Annotated in this window: 16 protein-coding genes and 1 tRNA gene; 6 read left to right on the top strand and 11 right to left on the bottom strand. The window is 70.6% G+C overall.

Annotated features, from left to right (window positions below; all coding sequences use genetic code 11):
• Positions 1 to 27: 27 nt before the first annotated feature.
• On the bottom strand, positions 28 to 618 hold the full coding sequence (locus OG975_RS24170) for a TetR/AcrR family transcriptional regulator (RefSeq protein WP_406331424.1): 591 nt from the start codon (positions 616 to 618) through the stop codon (positions 28 to 30).
• Positions 615 to 2,129 carry a 3-hydroxyacyl-CoA dehydrogenase gene (locus OG975_RS24165; RefSeq protein WP_406331423.1) on the bottom strand — a complete coding sequence of 505 codons (1,515 nt, stop codon included), beginning with the start codon at positions 2,127 to 2,129 and terminating at the stop codon, positions 615 to 617. The genes OG975_RS24170 and OG975_RS24165 overlap by 4 nt, the downstream gene beginning before the upstream one ends.
• A gap of 148 nt (positions 2,130 to 2,277) precedes the next feature.
• Between OG975_RS24165 and paaN the strand changes: the two genes are divergently transcribed.
• The gene (paaN, locus tag OG975_RS24160) at positions 2,278 to 3,984 is read left to right on the top strand and encodes a phenylacetic acid degradation protein PaaN (protein ID WP_406331422.1); all 1,707 of its coding nucleotides are present in this window, start codon (positions 2,278 to 2,280) and stop codon (positions 3,982 to 3,984) included.
• A gap of 4 nt (positions 3,985 to 3,988) precedes the next feature.
• Here paaN and OG975_RS24155 read toward each other — a convergent pair whose 3' ends face one another.
• The 3 genes from OG975_RS24155 to OG975_RS24145 are packed head-to-tail and all read right to left on the bottom strand — an operon-like array spanning position 3,989 to position 6,929.
• On the bottom strand, positions 3,989 to 4,738 hold the full coding sequence (locus tag OG975_RS24155; RefSeq protein ID WP_406331421.1) for a TrmH family RNA methyltransferase: 750 nt from the start codon (positions 4,736 to 4,738) through the stop codon (positions 3,989 to 3,991).
• A complete protein-coding gene (locus OG975_RS24150; RefSeq protein WP_406331420.1) occupies positions 4,735 to 5,967 on the bottom strand; it encodes an HTTM domain-containing protein in 1,233 nt (410 codons plus the stop codon). Before OG975_RS24150 ends, OG975_RS24155 begins: the two co-directional genes overlap by 4 nt.
• Positions 5,964 to 6,929, bottom strand: coding sequence for a DUF5819 family protein (locus tag OG975_RS24145; protein WP_406336433.1), 966 nt, complete (start codon positions 6,927 to 6,929; stop codon positions 5,964 to 5,966). The genes OG975_RS24150 and OG975_RS24145 overlap by 4 nt, the downstream gene beginning before the upstream one ends.
• Before the next feature lie 402 nt (positions 6,930 to 7,331).
• Between OG975_RS24145 and OG975_RS24140 the strand changes: the two genes are divergently transcribed.
• Positions 7,332 to 8,474 carry an acyl-CoA dehydrogenase family protein gene (locus OG975_RS24140; RefSeq protein ID WP_406331419.1) on the top strand — a complete coding sequence of 381 codons (1,143 nt, stop codon included), beginning with the start codon at positions 7,332 to 7,334 and terminating at the stop codon, positions 8,472 to 8,474.
• A gap of 134 nt (positions 8,475 to 8,608) precedes the next feature.
• Here the strand turns inward: OG975_RS24140 and OG975_RS24135 are convergent, their stop codons facing one another.
• The 4 genes from OG975_RS24135 to OG975_RS24120 form a co-directional block, all read right to left on the bottom strand.
• On the bottom strand, positions 8,609 to 8,938 hold the full coding sequence (locus OG975_RS24135; RefSeq protein WP_330310197.1) for a rhodanese-like domain-containing protein: 330 nt from the start codon (positions 8,936 to 8,938) through the stop codon (positions 8,609 to 8,611).
• Positions 8,939 to 9,121: 183 nt separating this feature from the next.
• Positions 9,122 to 10,048 (bottom strand): hypothetical protein, encoded by a 927-nt coding sequence (locus OG975_RS24130; RefSeq protein ID WP_406331418.1) that lies wholly within the window; start codon positions 10,046 to 10,048, stop codon positions 9,122 to 9,124.
• Positions 10,049 to 10,624: 576 nt separating this feature from the next.
• Positions 10,625 to 12,091 carry a DUF2252 domain-containing protein gene (locus tag OG975_RS24125; protein WP_406331416.1) on the bottom strand — a complete coding sequence of 489 codons (1,467 nt, stop codon included), beginning with the start codon at positions 12,089 to 12,091 and terminating at the stop codon, positions 10,625 to 10,627.
• A gap of 144 nt (positions 12,092 to 12,235) precedes the next feature.
• Positions 12,236 to 12,595, bottom strand: coding sequence for a winged helix-turn-helix transcriptional regulator (locus OG975_RS24120; RefSeq protein ID WP_406331415.1), 360 nt, complete (start codon positions 12,593 to 12,595; stop codon positions 12,236 to 12,238).
• 131 nt (positions 12,596 to 12,726) lie between these two features.
• On the opposite strand from OG975_RS24120, the gene OG975_RS24115 reads away from it, so the two are divergent.
• Positions 12,727 to 13,380: an FMN-dependent NADH-azoreductase gene (locus OG975_RS24115; RefSeq protein WP_406331414.1), complete on the top strand. Its 654-nt coding sequence runs from the start codon at positions 12,727 to 12,729 to the stop codon at positions 13,378 to 13,380.
• A gap of 103 nt (positions 13,381 to 13,483) precedes the next feature.
• On the opposite strand, the gene OG975_RS24110 is transcribed toward OG975_RS24115, so the two are convergent.
• Together OG975_RS24110 and OG975_RS24105 are read right to left on the bottom strand one after the other, a co-directional pair.
• Positions 13,484 to 13,651 carry a hypothetical protein gene (locus tag OG975_RS24110; protein ID WP_406331413.1) on the bottom strand — a complete coding sequence of 56 codons (168 nt, stop codon included), beginning with the start codon at positions 13,649 to 13,651 and terminating at the stop codon, positions 13,484 to 13,486.
• A gap of 200 nt (positions 13,652 to 13,851) precedes the next feature.
• A tRNA-Leu gene (locus tag OG975_RS24105) sits at positions 13,852 to 13,937 on the bottom strand.
• 515 nt (positions 13,938 to 14,452) lie between these two features.
• Between OG975_RS24105 and OG975_RS24100 the strand changes: the two genes are divergently transcribed.
• The 3 genes from OG975_RS24100 to OG975_RS24090 all read left to right on the top strand — a co-directional run bounded on the left by OG975_RS24100 (position 14,453) and on the right by OG975_RS24090 (position 17,503).
• Positions 14,453 to 15,304 carry an FhaA domain-containing protein gene (locus tag OG975_RS24100; RefSeq protein ID WP_406331412.1) on the top strand — a complete coding sequence of 284 codons (852 nt, stop codon included), beginning with the start codon at positions 14,453 to 14,455 and terminating at the stop codon, positions 15,302 to 15,304.
• A gap of 10 nt (positions 15,305 to 15,314) precedes the next feature.
• Positions 15,315 to 15,836, top strand: a complete 522-nt coding sequence (locus tag OG975_RS24095) for an FHA domain-containing protein (RefSeq protein WP_327430124.1) — start codon at positions 15,315 to 15,317, stop codon at positions 15,834 to 15,836.
• A 98-nt stretch (positions 15,837 to 15,934) separates the two neighbouring features.
• Positions 15,935 to 17,503 (top strand): Stp1/IreP family PP2C-type Ser/Thr phosphatase, encoded by a 1,569-nt coding sequence (locus OG975_RS24090; protein ID WP_406336431.1) that lies wholly within the window; start codon positions 15,935 to 15,937, stop codon positions 17,501 to 17,503.
• The last annotated feature ends 6 nt before the right edge of the window (positions 17,504 to 17,509 follow it).

The raw sequence follows: 17,509 nt of genomic DNA, 5'->3' as shown, positions 1-17,509 counted from the left end.
CCCCTGAGCCCGCCGAGCCCCCTAGCCTCAGTGCTCGCTGCGCAGCCCCGAGAACACCAGCTGCACCACCGCGTCGGCCACTTCGCGCGCGCCCATGCCCCGCCCGTCCGGCCGGTACCACTCCACGATCGAGTTGATCATCCCGAAGACCAGCCGGGTCGCGAGCCGGACCTCCACATCGCCGCGTACGTCCCCGTCGGCGGCCGCGGCCTTCAGGAGCTCGGCGACCTGGTGGTCGAAGTCGCGGCGGCGCTCCAGGGCCCAGCGCTCGGTGTCGGTGTTGCCCCGCACGCGCAGCAGCAGCGTCACGTACGGCAGCTCGGCGGTGAGCACCTCGACCATGCGTCGTACGACGTACTCCAGGCGCTCCTCGGCACGCCCCACGCGCGCGTGCTCCTCGTCGAGGATCTCGAAGAGACCGTCGAGGGCCCGGCTGACCGCGCGGTGCAGGAGCTCCTCCTTGCCCGCGACGTGGTGGTATATCGACGACTTGGAGATGCCGGCCGCCTTGGAGAGGTGCTCCATGGAGGTGCCGTCGTAGCCGCGCTCGTTGAAGACCTGGACGGCGACGGAGAGCAGGGTCTCCGGGGTGTAGGTGTCGCGCTTGGCCGTGGTCATGAGGTGCCCTCCCGCTTGTCGGCGGCGTGCCCGTGGCGGTACAGCGCCAGGGAGGGCGCGTACCGGCCGGAGGGCTCGCGCAGATGCAGCTCCTCCAGAAGGTCGTGCGCCCAGATCTTGCCGAGCCTGCGACACCATTCGAAGGGGCCCAGGGGGTAGTTGACGCCGAGCCGCATCGCCGTGTCGATGTCCTCCTCGGTGGCCACTCCCTTCGCCACGGCGTCGTGCGCCAGGTCGACGATCCGGGCCACCGTCCGGGCGACGATCATGCCGGGGGCGTCCCCGATGACGCTGACGTCCTTGCCGAGCGCCTGGAAGAGCCCGATGGCCTCGGCGACGGTCTGGGGCGCGGTGTCCTGCGAGGCGGACAGCGCGATACGGGTCGCCCTGCGGTAGTCGAGCGCCAGGTCGAAGTAGACGACGTCGCGGAACTCGACCGAGGTCTGGCCGTCCGCGAGGGCCAGCTGCCCGCCGCTGGGCAGCACCAGGCGGGTGCCGTGGTCCTCCTCGTCCTCACGGACCTGGATGCCGGCCTCGCGGATCAGGGCGAGCAGTTCGGAGGCCGGGCCCAGATCGCCCTCGACGACGACGTACGCCGGCGGCTGCGACTTCTCCGCGGTGTGCGGCTCGGAACGCTCGGCGTCGTCCGCGTAGTCGTACCAGCCGTGTCCCGCCTTGCGGCCGAGCCGGCCGGACTCGACGAGACGTCGCTGGGCGAGCGAGGGCGTGAAGCGCACGTCCTGGAAGAAGGACCGCCACACGGAGTGCGTGACGGATTCGTTGACGTCCTGGCCGATCAGGTCGGTCAGCTCGAACGCGCCCATCCTGAAGCCGCCGGACTCACGCAGGATCGCGTCGATGGTGGCCGGGTCGGCGGCCTGCGACTCGTACACCGCGAAGGCCTCGGCGTAGAAGGGCCGGGCGATGCGGTTGACGATGAAGCCGGGGGTGTCGGCACAGGCGACCGGGGTCTTCCCCCAGGCGCGTGCCGTCTCGTACGCGCGCGTGGCCGACGAGAAGTCGCTCGCGTGCCCGGAGACGACCTCCACCAGGGGCAGCAGCGGCGCGGGGTTGAAGAAGTGCAGTCCGACCAGCCGGCCGGGGTTGCGCAGGGCGCCGCCGATGGCCGTGACGGACAGCGAGGAGGTGTTGGTGGCGAGCAGGCAGTCGTCCTCGACGATGTCCTCGAGATCGCGGAACAGACGCTGTTTCGCGTCGAGCTGTTCGAGCACCGCCTCGATGACGAGCCCGCAATCCGCGAGGTCGGTGAGGCTCCCGGCGGGCAGGAGCCGGGCGCGCGCGGCGTCCCGGTCGGCGCCGGTGAGCCGGCCCTTCTCGACGAGCCGGTCGAGACGGGCACCGATCGCTTCGGCCGCCGCGTCGGCACGCCCGGCGACCGCGTCGTAGAGCCGCACCGGGTGGCCCGCTACCAGCGCGACCTGGGCGATGCCCTGGCCCATGGTGCCGGTGCCGACGACGGCCACGGGGCTGCTGAGGTCGAGTGCTCTCATGTGCGCGATCCTCCCGCACGGGGTTTTCCACAGATGCGGCGGACCCCCTTGTCCCGACCGATCGTTCGGTTACTCTAACTCTGACTGCCCGTTCCTGCCCAGCTCGCGAGCTCAAAGAAGAGCTCTTGAGACGAGGAGTTGGTCCCCGATGGCCGCCGAACTCACCGCCCACCAGCTGATCGCCCAGCACCGGCCCACCCTCGACCAGGCGCTGGAAGCGATCCGCACGCGCGCGTACTGGTCCCCGCACCCCGAGCACCCCAAGGCCTACGGAGAGAACGGCAGCCTGGGCATGGCCGAGGGCAAGGCCGCCTTCGACGCCCTCCTCGGCACCCGCCTCGACCTCGGCCAGCCCGGCACGGACGACTGGGTCGGCGGCGAGGTGTCGCCGTATGGGATCGATGTGGGCGTCACGTACCCGCACGCGGACCTCGACGTGCTGCTGCCCGCCATGAAGGCCGGGCAGCGGGCCTGGCGCGACGCGGGCGCGGAGACGCGCGCCGTCGTCTGTCTGGAGATCCTCAAGCGGATCAGCGACCGCACCCACGAGTTCGCGCACGCGGTCATGCACACCAGCGGCCAGGCCTTCATGATGGCCTTCCAGGCAGGCGGCCCCCACGCGCAGGACCGCGGCCTGGAGGCGGTGGCGTACGCGTACGTGGAGCAGGTCCGCACCCCCGACACCGCCGAGTGGACCAAGCCCCAGGGCAAGCGCGACCCGCTCGCGCTCACCAAGCAGTTCACGCCCGTCCCGCGTGGCATCGCGCTGATGATCGGCTGCAACACCTTCCCGACGTGGAACGGCTACCCGGGCCTGTTCGCCTCCCTCGCCACCGGCAACGCCGTCCTGGTGAAGCCCCACCCGCGCGCGGTGCTGCCGCTCGCGCTGACCGTCCAGGTCGCGCGCGAGGTGCTCGCCGAGGCGGGCTTCGACCCGAATCTGGTGGCGCTGGCCGCCGAGCGCCCCGGCGAGGGCATCGCCAAGGCCCTGGCCGTACGGCCCGAGATCCGGATCATCGACTACACGGGCTCCACGGCGTTCGGCGACTGGCTGGAGACCCACGCCCGTCAGGCGCAGGTCTACACCGAGAAGGCCGGCGTCAACACGGTGATCGTGGAGTCGACGGGCGACTACAAGGGGATGCTGTCCAACCTGGCCTTCTCCCTGTCCCTGTACAGCGGCCAGATGTGCACGACCCCGCAGAACCTGCTGATCCCCCGCGACGGCATCCGCACGGACGAGGGCCCCAAGTCGTTCGACGAGGTGGTCGGCGACCTCGCGAAGTCCGTCGCCGGACTCCTCGGTGACGACGCCCGGGCCAACGCCCTTCTCGGCGCCATCGTGAACCCGGACGTGAAGGCCCGCCTGGAGGCCGCGGCCGGACTCGGCGAAGTCGCCCTCCCCTCCCGGGAGATCAGCAACCCCGAGTTCCCGAACGCCGTGGTGCGTACGCCGGTGATCGTGAAGCTCGACGGCGCCCGGAAGTACTGGGAGGGGGCCGACGACGAGGCCGCCTACCTGAGCGAGTGCTTCGGCCCCGTCTCCTTCGCCGTCGCGGTCGACTCGGCCGCCGACGCCGTGGAGCTGCTGCGCCGCACCATCCGGGACAAGGGCGCGATGACCGTCGGCGCGTACACCACCGACGAGGAGGTCGAGCAGACCGTGCGGGAGGCCTGCCTGGAGGAGTGCGCCCAGCTCTCCCTGAACCTCACCGGCGGGGTGTACGTCAACCAGACGGCGGCCTTCTCCGACTTCCACGGCTCCGGCGGCAACCCGGCAGCCAACGCCGCACTGTGCGACGGCGCGTTCGTCGCCAACCGCTTCCGGGTGGTGGAGGTGCGCAGCGAGGCGTAACCGCCTACACCGGTGCGCTCCCGGTCGCACTCCAGTGGAACAGCGTCATCGCCACACTGGTCGCGAGGTTGTAGCTGGAGACCTGGGGGCGCATCGGCAGCGACACCAAGTGGTCCGCGCGGGCACGGAGTTCGGGGGACAGACCACTGCGCTCGGAGCCGAAGGCGAGCACGGCGTCGTCGGGGAGCTTCAGCCCGCGGATGTCCTCGCCCTCCGGGTCGAGCGCGAACACCGGGCCCGGCGGCAGCTCGGCCACCGTCAGCCGCTCCACGGCGGTCGCGAAGTGCAGACCCGCCCCGCCGCGTACGACCGTGGGATGCCAGGGGTCGAGCGTGCCCGTCATGACCACGCCGGTCGCGCCGAAGCCTGCGGCGAGCCGGATCACGGCACCTGCGTTGCCCAGGTTGCGGGGGTTGTCGAGGACGACGACGGGCGCGGTGCGCGGGGTGCGGGCCAGCGTCTCCAGGTTGGCGGCACGTGAGGGACGTACGGCCAGGGCGGCGACCGCCGTGGGGTGCGGGCGGGGGACGAGCGCCTTCAGCGTCGCCTCCGGCACCTCCTCCAGGAGTCCGTCGAGGGCGTCGCGTACGTCGGGAGCCAGCTCGTCGGCCAGTTCCAGAGTCGCCCGCCGGTCGGTCGTGACGGCCACCTGGATACGGGCCTGGAAGCGCACCGCGTGCTTGAGGGCGTGGAAGCCGTCGAGCAGGACGGAGGCGTCGGCGCACTGATGCCAGGCACGTACCGGGTCGTTCATGCCGTGAAGCCTACGTGCGTCTGCTCGGTCTGTTCCGGGGTCTCGGGCTGCGGCTCGCGCGGCCCCGGCACCGTACGGCCGTCGCGCCTGAGCAGCACTCCACGCGCGCGCGTGGCCCATTCGCCGAGTCGGTGCAGGAAGGACGTCGGCAGGAACACCGCGTCGGCGGCGATCATCGCGAGCGAGAAGAACGGCAGCCCGAGGACCACGGCGATCACGGCGTGCTCAGTCATCATGCCCGCCAGCAGGACGTTCTTGACCCGCCGGTTGAACAGGGTGAAGGGGAAGGCGACCTGCGCGATGACCGTCCCGTACGTCACCAGCATCACGATCGTGCCGTGCGCGGACATCAGGTCGGACAGGGCGGGCCAGGGCGAGAAATAGTCCAGGTGGAGCGGGTAGTAGACGGCGGTGCCGTCCTGCCAGCGCGAGCCCTGGATCTTGTACCAGCCGGCGGTCGCGTAGATCAGACACGCCTCGGCCATGATCACGAACAGGGCCGCGTTGTGCACAACGTTGGCGACGACGTCCAGCAGAATCCGCGGCTCCCGGGTGCGCGCTACGCGGCCCACGGCCCACCACAGGCCCTGCACCGCCCACAGGCCCCAGAAGACCGTGAACCAGCCGCCCAGCCAGCCGTCCTCGATCCGGCCCGCGCCCGTCGCCGCCGCCAGCACGAGCCCGAACCCACCCCACAGGGCGGGGCCGACCCGGTCGGGCTCGTTCCGCTCGCCACGCGCGCGTGCCTCCCGCGCGAGCCGGGCCCGCCGTGCGTCCAGCGACCAGACCTGACCGCAGCGGGTGAGCACCAGGTAGATCGACATCAGATGGATGACGTTGTCGCCGCCGTCCCCCATGAAGATGCTGCGGTTCTGCAGGGACAGCACGCCGACCATGAAGAGCACGGACATCGCGCGGGTCCGCCAGCCGAGCAGCAGCGCGACGCTCGACAGCACGGCGAGGGCGTAGACGATCTCGAACCACACCTGGCTGTCCGACCACATCAGGACCGTGAAGGCGTGGTTGTTCGCGATGAGCTGCTGGGCGAGGTCCCAGCTCCACGGTCCGTCGGGCCCGTACATCTCCTGGCGGTGCGGGAACTCGCGCAACAGGAACAGCAGCCAGGTGGCGGCGAAGCCGATGCGGACCACCGCGGCCTGGTACGGGCCGAGGGCGGTCTCGGTGACGCGGGTGATGCCGCGCGAGACCGACAGGGCGAATCGGCTCATCGCGCGCTCGCCTCCGTCAGTCCGTCCTCGCGGTCGCTCTCGGGCACCGGCCACCAGGGCAGTTCACGGACTATGGGCTTGTCGGACACCTGCTCCTCGCTCCACTTGGGGGGCGGCACGTTGGTGGTACGGGAGCGGACCTGGACGCGTTCGACGACGGCACCCTTGCCGCCCGCGTGCTCGCGGGCGAGGCCCAGCACGGCGACCCGGCGCAGATAGCGTTCGGAGAGGTCACCGCGCAGGCCCACGGGACGGTTCTGGCTGTCATGCGCACTGGCGTAGAAGTCCCAGGCGCGGCGCAGTTCGTTCTGCTGGGTATGGCTCGGCAGCGGATTGCCGACGATGAGCCGGCCGTCGCTTGCGGACAGGTCGTACCAGCCGGTCTCGCGGCTGGTGCCGTCCGCGGTACGTACCAGGGCGCGGACCTGGACCGCGACGTTCTGCTGCAGCGGGTTGGGTGCGAAGAGCTTCCAGTTCTGCTCGAACTCGGGGTAGATCCATTCGTCGATCGCCTTGCCGTGCTGCTTGGTGACCGTGTTCGAGGGCGCGACGTGCAGGAACACCATCCCGAGGTGCACACAGGCGGCGACCGCGACGACGGCGAGGGCGAGAGCGGCGGCGATCTGGTAGCGGAGGGAGAGGGAGGCTATGCCGGTGGGGGCGGGGAGGGGGGTGTCGGGGGTGGAAGCGGGCGCGAGGGTGGGGTCGGGGGCGAGGGTGTGGGCGGGCTCGGTTCCGGATTCGGGTCCTGATCCTGGTCCGGATTCGAACGTGACCTCCTCGGACGCGCGGGCCTCGGGCACCGCACCGTCCCGCACCGTACTGTCAGGCACCGTACCGTCAGGCCCCGAGTCGGCACGCGTGGACTCGGCGGGCTCGGCTGGCTCGGACACGGCAGGCATGGAAGCGCCCGGCCCGTCCGGACCTGGCCCGGTCTTCGCGCTCTCGTCGTACGCGTCCATTCCGCCCCGATTCACGATCCCGAATCCGATGCCGGCCGCCGGGCCGCGGGCACCGTACCGCCACGCCGCTCCGCACCGCGACGTTCGCAGGGGCACCGTACTCAGACCCGGCCACCCGGCACAGCCCCAAAGGACACAGCAGTCACACCGGTGCCCACGAGGTTATCCACAGCGGTTGACACCTTACGGCGCCCGGCCGAGCATTGATTTGAGCAAAACGAACGGTCGGTTGGTCGGCTGGTGGGGAGTGGGGGCGAAGGGGGCCGCACGGCGACAGCGGTAGCGCACGGTGGTGAGCAGCGACCGGCCGTTCCCTTCTTGTAGAACCTGTTCTATCTTGACGCTCCGTCAGATCGGGCGTCCCGCCTGGTTGGTGGGCCGGCGCGTGGGAGGACAGGACCCGTGGACTTCACCTTCACCGAGGAGCAGCAGGCGGCGGTCGAGGCGGCGAAGGCGGTGTTCGCCGGGGTCGCACCGGACGGGGTGCCCAGCCCCGCGCTCACCGCGGGCGCCGTCGCCGAGGACTTCGACCGGGCGCTGTGGTCGAAGCTCGCCCACGCGGACCTGCTGAGCCTGCTGCTCGACGCGGAGTACGGCGGGGCGGGGCTCGACGCGGTCGCGCTGTGCCTGGTGCTGCGCGAATCGGCGAAGGTGCTGGCACGCGTGCCGCTGCTGGAGAGCTGTGCGGCCGCGGTGGCCGTGCAGACGTACGGCGGTGCGGAGTTGAAGGCGGAGCTGCTCGCGCGGGCCAGCCGGGGCGAACTCGTGCTGACCGTCGCCGCCAACGGCCGCACCGGCCACGACCCGGCCGAACTCGCCGTGACCGCACGGCAGGACGGTGAGGACGGTGACGTATGGGTGCTGGACGGGGTGCAGACGGCGGTTCCCTGGGCGCACAACGCCGACTTCACGCTCGTACCCGCGCACACGGAGGCCGGCCGGACCGTCCTCGCGCTCGTGCCCCGCGTCCACGAAGGGGTCGCGCTCGCCGAGCAGATCTCCACCAGTGGTGAGCGGCTCGGGGAGCTGAGTCTGGAGTCCGCGCGGATCGCCGCCCGGGATGTCATCGACGCGGAGGGGGCGTGGGAGTGGCTGCGCGAGCTGCTGGCCACCGGGACGTGTGCGCTGGCGCTCGGGCTCGGGGAGGGCGTGCTCGGGATGACGAGTGAGTACACCGGCAAGCGGGAGCAGTTCGGGTTTCCGGTCGCCACGTTCCAGGCGGTCGCCGTGCAGGCCGCCGACCGCTATATCGACCTGCGCGCCATGGAGGTGACGCTGTGGCAGGCCGCGTGGCGGATCAGTACGGGGGCGGGTGGTGCGCTCCCGGCGTCCGGGGACGTGGCCGTCGCCAAGATCTGGGCGTCGGAAGGGGTACGGCGGGTCGTGCAGACCGCGCAGCATCTGCACGGGGGCTTCGGTGCCGACACCGACTATCCGCTGCACCGGTACCACGCCTGGGCCAAGCAACTGGAGCTGTCCCTCGGACCGGCGGCGGCGCATGAGGAGGCGCTGGGGGATCTGCTCGCGGCGCATCCGCTGGGCTGAGCGCCAGGCCGAGCCATAGCCGACGGGTTCGGAACCGGGTGGCAGCGCGAGCCCACGCCAGAACGTCGGCTCGCGCACAGCTTCACCGCCGGGTGCCGCCGGGTGCGCCGGTGGTCACGGGGACCCGGACCTGCCTACAGCACGAAGCCCGGCTGGCCCTTGTCGTCCACGACCGGGCGGCCGACGGCTGCCCAGATCTGCATGCCGCCGTCGACGTTCACGGCGTCGATGCCCTGCTGGACCAGGTACTGCGTGACCTGGGCGGAACGGCCACCGGAGCGGCAGATCACGTTGACCCGGCCGTCCTGCGGGGCCGCCTCGGTCAACTCGCCGTAGCGGGCGACGAACTCACTGATGGGGATGTGCAGCGCCCCTGCGGCATGGCCTGCCTCCCACTCGTCGTCCTCCCGGACGTCCAGCAGGAAGTCTCCGTCCGCGAGATCTCCGACCTCGACCGTGGGCACACCAACTCCGAAACTCATGCCTCCGACGCTACCTGACCGTGCCGACGACCTGATCCCTTTCCTCCCCTTCAGCAGGACGGGGAGGTCAGAAGATCAAGGACGTCAGGGAGACCGGGAAGGTCGGGAGGATCGGAAAGGCCGGGAAGGCCAGAGAGATCGGGAAGGCCAGGAAGATCAGGAAGGTCAGGGAGTCTGGTCGGCGATCAGTTCCGCCAGTTCGGCCTCGCGTTCCTCGACCTGGGCCAGCAGCTGTTCGGCGATCTCCTCCAGCAGGCGGTCCGGGTCGTCCGGGGCCAGCTTGAGCATCGCGCCGATGGCGCTCTCCTCCAGTTCGCTGGCGACGAAGGCGAGCATCTCCTTGCGCTGGGCGAGCCATTCGAGGCGGGCGTAGAGCTCCTCGCTCCGGCTCGGCTTCCACTCCTGGGGGACGGGACCCGCGGCCCACTCCTCGGAGAGCTCCCGCAGCAGCGCCTCGTCGCCCCGGCCGTACGCGGTGTTCACCCGGGCAATGAACTCGTCGCGCCGCTTGCGCTCGTCCTCGTCCTGCGCCAGGTCGGGGTGGGCCTTGCGGACCAGCTCGCGGTAGAGCTTGCGGGCCTCCTCGCTGGGGCGCACGCGCTGCGGGGGCCGTACGGGCTGGTCGGTGAGCATCGCCACGGCCTCGGGGAACAGGCCCTCCGAGTCCATCCAGCCGTGGAACAGTTCCTCGACGCCGGGCATGGGCATGACTCGGGCCCGCGCCTCGTCCGCCTTGCGTATGTCCTCAAGGTCACCGGTGCGTGCGGCGCGCACTTCGGCGATCTGGGCGTCCAGCTCGTCGAGCCGGGAGTACATCGGCCCGAGCTTCTGGTGGTGCAACCGTGAGAAGTTCTCGACCTCGACCCGGAAGGTCTCCACCGCGATCTCGAACTCGATCAACGCCTGCTCAGCCGCCCGCACGGCCCGTTCAAGCCGCTCCTCGGGCCGGGCCTCCTCTTCGGTCCCGGTCTGCTCGACCGGTGGCTGTTCGGGAGTCGGATCCGCGGTCACGGCCTCCCCGGCACCGGACCGCTCCCGCGGCTCTTCGGCGGCGGGCTCGGGCTCGGTCTGCTCGGCTTCGGGCGTCGTCACGCGACCAGCGTAAGACACGGCCCCAACGCCTCGGTTCTGGTCCGCCCCCCTCCCCCTCCCCGTTACCTTTTTCGTGGCTCCGCAACGGGGCCTCCGGCCTTCGGGTCCGGCATGACTTCCCCCTCCTCTTGTTCACGATTCGGGCGGTGGTGTCACCGGGTCTGGAGGCATCGACGGACCGCTGATGAGGGGCTTGAGCACCGGCTTCACCCGAGCCGGAAGAGCTCTCCGTACGCCCAGGGCAAGCACCACACCCAGGCCCTGCTCTGCCTCGCCAGACGGCGGGCAGACGTCCTCTTCGCGATGCTCCGCGACGGAACCTTCTACGAGTCCCGGCCCGCCGCCTCAGCCTGATCCTCGTCGGGCACGCCGCACACCGGACAGTCCCATTCGTCGAGCGAGTCGATGACAACAGGGTGATTGCAAAAGACGCACGGTCGCATGCCCTCACCGGTTGGTTCTTCCACACACGCTTCATCGCTCATGGCAGCCGGAGTGCCAGGCGGCCTCCGCCCCATAACAACCCACCACCTTGACCAAACAGATGGGGGCACCGCCCTCCCCTCCCTCCCCCTCTCAGACCCCCATCTCCCCCTCGATCCGCCCGCTCCGCACCCCCGCCACCAGCTCCGCGTGATCCGCCTCCGTCCGGTCCGCGTACGTCACGGCGAACGTTGCGACGGCCTCGTCCAGTTCCTCGTTCTTGCCGCAGTAGCCGGCGATGAGGCGGGGGTCGGCGCTGTGGGCGTGAGCGCGGGCGAGGAGGGCGCCGGTCATGCGGGCGTAGTCGTCTATCTGGTCGGCGGCGAGGGCGGCGGGGTCGACGCTGCCCTTGCGGTTGCGGAACTGGCGTACCTGGAAGGGGCGGCCGTCGACCGTGGTCCAGCCCAGCAGGATGTCGCTGACGACCTGCATGCGCTTCTGGCCGAGGACCACGCGGCGGCCCTCGTGCGGCACCTCGGGTATCGCGTGCCCGGCGGTCGCCAGGTGCGGGAGCAGCGCCGAGGCGCGGGCCTCCTTCACCTGGAGGACGAGGGGTTCGCCGCGGTGGTCCAGGAGCAGCACGACGTAGGAGCGGGTGCCCACGCTGCCGGTGCCGACGACACGGAAGGCGACGTCGTGCACCGCGTACCGGGCGAGGAGCGGGAGGCGGTCCTCGGAGAGCGTCGTCAGGTAGTGCTCCAAGGACGCGGCGACCGCGGCCGCCTCCGCGTCGGGTATACGGCGCAGTACCGGCGGCGCGTCCACGAACCGGCGGCCGCCGCCCTCCACCGCCTGCGTCGACTTCGCGGCGAACCGTCCGCTGGTGTTGGCCCGCGCCTTCTCCGAGACCCGCTCCAGGGTGCCGAGCAGATCGTGGGCGTCGGTGTGCGAGACGAGTTCCTCGTCGGCGATCGCGTTCCACGCGTCCAGTACCGGCAGTTTGGCCAGCAGGCGCATGGTGCGGCGGTAGGAGCCCACGGTGTCGTGCGCGGCGGCCCGGCACGCGTCCTCGTCCGCTCCGGCCTCGCGGCCCGCGAGCACCAGCGAGGTGGCGAGCCGCTTCAGGTCCCACTCCCAGGGGCCGTGCACCGTCTCGTCGAAGTCGTTCAGATCGATGACGAGGCCGCCGCGCGCGTCCCCGTACAGGCCGAAGTTCGCCGCGTGCGCGTCGCCGCATATCTGGGCGCCGATACCGGTCACGGGGGTGCGTGCGAGGTCGTACGCCATGAGGCCGGCCGAACCGCGCAGGAACGCGAAGGGGGTGGCCGCCATCCTGCCGACCCGTATCGGGGTGAGTTCGGGGATCCGGCCGAGGTTGGACTCCTGGACCGCGGTCACGGCGTCCGGCCGGCCGGTGTCCGCCGTCAGCTCGGCGTGCGCCTCGCGCGGAACCGGCCCGCGCAGCGACTTCCCCTCTTCTTTGGGCGAGCCCTGCGCGGGCCACGCGGCGAATCCCGGCACCGCGAATCGCCGTACCCCGAAAGCCGTGGGCTCCTGCTGCTGGTCCTGCCGCGCCTGCTGTGCTGGCTGCGCCGGAACCGCTGTACCGAGCTCGGTCACTCCGACCGCCTCCCCCGTGCACGAACATCAACTCGTGCTGACCGTACAGCCGGTCGCCGAAACGCGTCAGAGCCTGTGGACAACTCCACGGCACAGCCTGTGGACAACTCCGCCGTCACAGAAGGACAGTCACCGTTTCCGGAGCTATCCCGGGCACTGCCCGCTCTCCGGCAGATACCTCTCCGCCCACGACCCCAGCTCCTTGAGCGCGGGTTCCAGTGCGGCGCCCGCCTCCGTCAGGCGGTACGAGACCCGCAGCGGGGGGCCTTCGTCGACTTCGCGCACGACCAGTCCCGCCGCGCCGAGTTCGGTGAGCCGGTCCGAGAGCATCCGTTCGCTGATGCCGGGGATCGCTCTGCGCAGTTCGGCGAAGTGGACGGGGCGCTGCAGCAGGACGGCCACGACCAGGCCCGTCCAGCGCTTTCCGAGCAGTTGGAACACCCGCGTCATGCCGTCGTCGACCTTCTGACACTCGCCTGCGTCGTGGCTTCCCCGTTCCGGCATGGGTCCAGGGTACTGGGTCCACGGAAGGGGATGAAAAAAAGTAAGTAGCTGTGTTATCTATAGTCCAGTACGAAAGGGAAGCCCATCCCCGGGCTCCCGCAGCACCTCTCACCTGTTACCTGGAGAACCCCATGGCCACCCTCCTCCACATCGACTCCTCCGTGTTCCCGGGCTCCGCCTCCGCCTCCCGCGCGGTGACGGACGCCTTCCGCAAGGCCTGGGAGGAGCAGCACCCCGAGGGCACGGTGATCTACCGCGACCTCGCCGCGAACCCCGTGCCGCACATCAACGCCGACGCCCACACCGCCGGTTTCGCCGCTCCGGACACCCACACCCCGGAGCAGGCCGCCGCCTTCGCCGAGCGCGTACGGCTCATCGAGGAGCTGGAGCGGGCGGACGCGATCCTGATCGGCGCGCCCATGTACAACTTCGCGATCCCCTCGACCCTCAAGGCCTGGCTGGACAACGTGCTCCTCATCGGCCGCACCGCCATGACCGAGGAGTCGAAGGTGAAGGGCACCCCGGTCACCGTCGTCGCCAGCCGCGGCGGCTCCTACGCGCCGGGCACCCCGCGCGAGCCCTACGAGTACGTGCAGAACTACCTGGAGGCCGTCCTGCGCGACACGCTCGCGCTGGACCTCGACTTCATCGTCCCGGAGCTCACGATGGCGCCGCACAACCCGGCGATGTCCGAACTGGTCCCCCTCTTCGAGGCCTCCCGCACCAAGGCCCTCGACGACGCGGCCGCCAAGGCCAAGGAGCTCGCCGAGCGCCTCGCGGCGTAACCGCTCCCCGCCGGGCGGGGAGCGCGTACGAGATGAGGAGTGACGCCGATGTGGCGTTGTGGGCGGGCCGCGCCGGCGGACCCGGAACCGCTTCGGCCAAGCGTTACTCGACGGCTCCGCGCCCGGGGGCGACGACGATCCGTGCCGTCGCCTCCGGTGTGGCGATGCCGGGCAGCAGCAGCTGCCACATGTCACAGGTGCGGTCCATGAGATCGGCCCGCCCGGTCAGCAGCTGCGAGTACAGCTGGATTCCGTTGCAGGCTCCGACCATGAAGTGCGCGACCGTCTGGGGGAGACGCTCACGCTGTCGTAGCCGTTCTCGTCGAACACCTCGGCGCACGGCACTGACACGCACTGACGACGAAGGCCCCGACCGTGAGATACCTCACCGTCGGGGCCGCCGCCATGAACTGCGAACAACGAGAAACGGGCCCCGCCAGGACTTTCGCCTCTGGTGGGACCCGTTCTCTCTGGTGCGCGAGGGGGGAGTTGAACCCCCACGCCCTTGCGGGCACTGGAACCTGAATCCAGCGCGTCTGCCATTCCGCCACTCGCGCATTCGCTGTGTCGTCCGTCTCCCACCAAGTGGCGTGAGCGCCTGCCGACATCGAGAAGATTAGCACGCTGCCAGGGGTGGAATCACATCCCTTTCCCACCGCCCCGCACCCACCCCGCGGGTGCTCCCGCGCAGGCCACCTCCCCCGTACCGGCCCCGGCGCCCGCCGCACGTCTCAGCCAGAACCGGTTCACGTATCAACCTCGTACCGGTCCAGCGCATCTCCCCAGAAGCCGGACGGGCCGCACAGTCAGGTGCGGGACACTGGTCGTGGGGCGCCTCTACGATCCATGGCAGGAGTAGTGCCGGGACGAGTTCGAAGAGGTGTCCCGGAGGGAACCTCGGGAGGGGACTTCGGAAGCCGTCGACAACCGTCGACCGGGCCGACAGGGGGAACCAGCCGATTTCCCGACGCGTGGATACGATCAGTAAGCAGTACGAGCAAGGCCAGCGGGATCAGGAAGACGAAGACGACAGCAAGCTGTACCAGGACGGCTACGAAGGAGGAGGTGCCCCATGGGAGTCCTGAAGAAGTTCGAGCAGCGTCTCGAAGGTCTGGTCAACGGCACCTTCGCCAAGGTGTTCAAGTCCGAGGTCCAGCCGGTGGAGATCGCGGGAGCGCTCCAGCGGGAGTGCGACAACAACGCGACCATCTGGAACCGCGAGCGGACCGTCGTCCCCAATGACTTCATCGTGGAGCTGAGCGCGCCGGACTTCGAGCGCCTCAGCCCCTACTCCGGCCAGCTCGGCGACGAACTCGCCGGCATGGTGCGCGACTACGCCAAGCAGCAGCGCTACACCTTCATGGGCCCCATCAAGGTCCACCTGGAGAAGGCCGACGACCTCGACACCGGTCTGTACCGGGTACGCAGCCGTACGCTCGCCTCCTCCAGCAGCCAGCAGGCTCCCGAGCGCGCCCCCGCGGGCCCCGCCCCGGCGGCCCCGCGCGGCCAGGGCCAGGGTGGCTACGGCTACCCGCCCGCGGCCGCTCCCCCCATGCCGTCCGCGCCGCCGCCCGGCGGCCGCCCCGGACCCGCGCCCATGGGCCAGCGGCCCGCCGCGGCGGCGGGCGCACAGCCCGGCACCCGCATGCGGCACTGGATCGAGATCAACGGCACCCGCCATCAGATCTCACGCCCGACGCTGGTGCTGGGCCGCAGCACCGAAGCCGACGTGCGGATCGACGACCCCGGCGTATCCCGCCGGCACTGTGAGATCCGGACCGGAACGCCCTCGACGATCCAGGATCTCGGATCCACCAACGGCATCGTGGTGGACGGGCAGCACACCACCCGCGCTACGCTCCGCGACGGCTCGCGGATCGTCGTGGGCAGCACCACCATCATTTACCGGCAAGCCGAAGGGTGAAGCGGGGGCAATGTCAGAGCTGACCCTCACGGTCATGCGGCTGGGTTTCCTGGCCGTACTGTGGCTGTTCGTGATCGTGGCCGTGCAGGTCATCCGCAGCGACCTGTTCGGAACGCGTGTCACTCAGCGCGGCTCGCGCCGGGACGCCTCCAGGCAGCAGCCGGCAGCGCGCCAGTCCGCGCCGCCGCAGCAGCGCCAGCAGGCCGCACCGAGCGGCGGCGGCCGGCAACGCCGCGGCGCCCCCACCAAACTGGTCGTCTCCGAAGGCACCCTCACGGGTACGACGGTGGCGCTCCAGGGGCAGACCATCACACTCGGCCGCGCCCACGACAGCACCATCGTGCTGGACGACGACTACGCGTCCAGCCGCCATGCCAGGATCTACCCGGACCGGGACGGCCAGTGGATCGTCGAGGACCTCGGCTCCACCAACGGCACGTATCTCGACCGGAGCCGGCTGACGACTCCCACGCCCATTCCGCTGGGCGCGCCGATCCGCATCGGCAAGACCGTCATCGAGCTGCGGAAGTAGTGCTACGTCATGAATGAGCGCGAGCGGAGCGAGCACGCAGCGGCGGTCCACACGACGGACCCCGGCGCGCTCCCGACCGGAGGGTGGGCACCGTGCGGATGTACCCGGAGCCGACGGGCGAGGTGCGCATGAGTCTGTCACTGCGCTTCGCCGCCGGATCGCACAAAGGCATGATCCGCGAGGGCAACGAGGACTCCGGCTACGCCGGTCCCCGCCTGCTCGCGATCGCCGACGGAATGGGCGGCCAGGCCGCCGGTGAGGTCGCCAGCTCCGAGGTGATCTCCACGATCGTCGCTCTCGACGACGACGTGCCCGGCTCCGACATCCTCACCTCGCTCGGCACCGCCGTGCAGCGCGCCAACGACCAGCTCAGGATGATGGTCGAGGAGGACCCCCAGCTGGAAGGCATGGGGACCACCCTCACCGCCCTCCTCTGGACCGGCCAGCGCCTCGGCCTCGTCCACGTCGGCGACTCCCGCGCCTACCTGCTGCGTGACGGCGTACTGACGCAGATCACCCAGGACCACACCTGGGTGCAGCGCCTCGTCGACGAGGGACGCATCACCGAAGAGGAAGCCACCACCCACCCGCAGAGGTCCCTCCTCATGCGCGCGCTGGGCAGCGGCGACCACGTCGAGCCCGACCTCTCCATCCGCGAAGTCCGCGCCGGCGACCGCTACTTGATCTGCTCCGACGGCCTCAGCGGCGTCGTCTCCCACCAGACGATGGAAGACACCCTCGCCAGCTACCAGGGCCCGCAGGAGACCGTGCAGGAGCTCATCCAGCTCGCGCTGCGCGGCGGCGGCCCCGACAACATCACCGTCATCGTCGCCGACGTCCTCGACATCGACTCCGGAGACACCCTCGCCGGGCAGCTCTCCGACACCCCCGTCGTCGTCGGCGCGGTCGCCGAGAACCAGCTCCAGCTGCACGACAACGGCGCCATGCAGACGCCCGCGGGCCGCGCCTCCCACCTCGGCCGCCCGGTGCCCGGACAGGGCGGCGGCGAGTTCGGCCCGCCCGGCAGCGGCGACACCACCGGCTACGTACCCGCCGGCGGCTTCGGCGACTACTCCGACGAGGACTTCGTCAAGCCGCGCGCCGGACGCAAGTGGCTGAAGCGATCCCTCTACATCACCCTCGCGCTCGCCGTCATCGGCGGCGGCCTGTACGGCGGCTACCGCTGGACCCAGACGCAGTACTACGTCGGCACCAAGGGCGAACACGTCGCGCTGTACCGGGGCATCAGCCAGGACCTGGCCTGGGTCTCGCTCTCGAAGGTGGAGAAGGACCACCCCGAGATCGAACTCAAGTACCTGCCGCCCTACCAGCAGAAGCAGGTCAAGGCGACCATCGCCGAAGGCGGCCTCAACGACGCCAACTCCAAGATCGACGAGCTCGCCGTGCAGGCCTCCGCGTGCAAGAAGGACGCCCAGCGCCGCGCCGCCGAGACCGCGAACAACTCCAAGACCGGCGAGGGCGAGGCCGGCGGAACCACGGGAACCACTCAGACCTCCCTGACGTCCAAGGCCACGTCCAGCCCGAGCCCGACCCCGACGAGCTCGGCACCGTCGTCCTCCAAGTCCACGACCGCACCCACTCCCACACCCGGCCCCAGCCTCTCCACCGAAGAGCAGAAGCTGGTCTCGCTGTGCGGTAAGCAGTAAGCAGCC

The organism is Streptomyces sp. NBC_00203, from assembly GCF_045206325.1.
GTDB classification, from domain to species: Bacteria; Actinomycetota; Actinomycetes; order Streptomycetales; family Streptomycetaceae; genus Streptomyces; species Streptomyces lutosisoli.
Note: the sequence above shows the minus strand (reverse complement) of the source record. Positions and strands in the feature narration are given on the sequence as shown.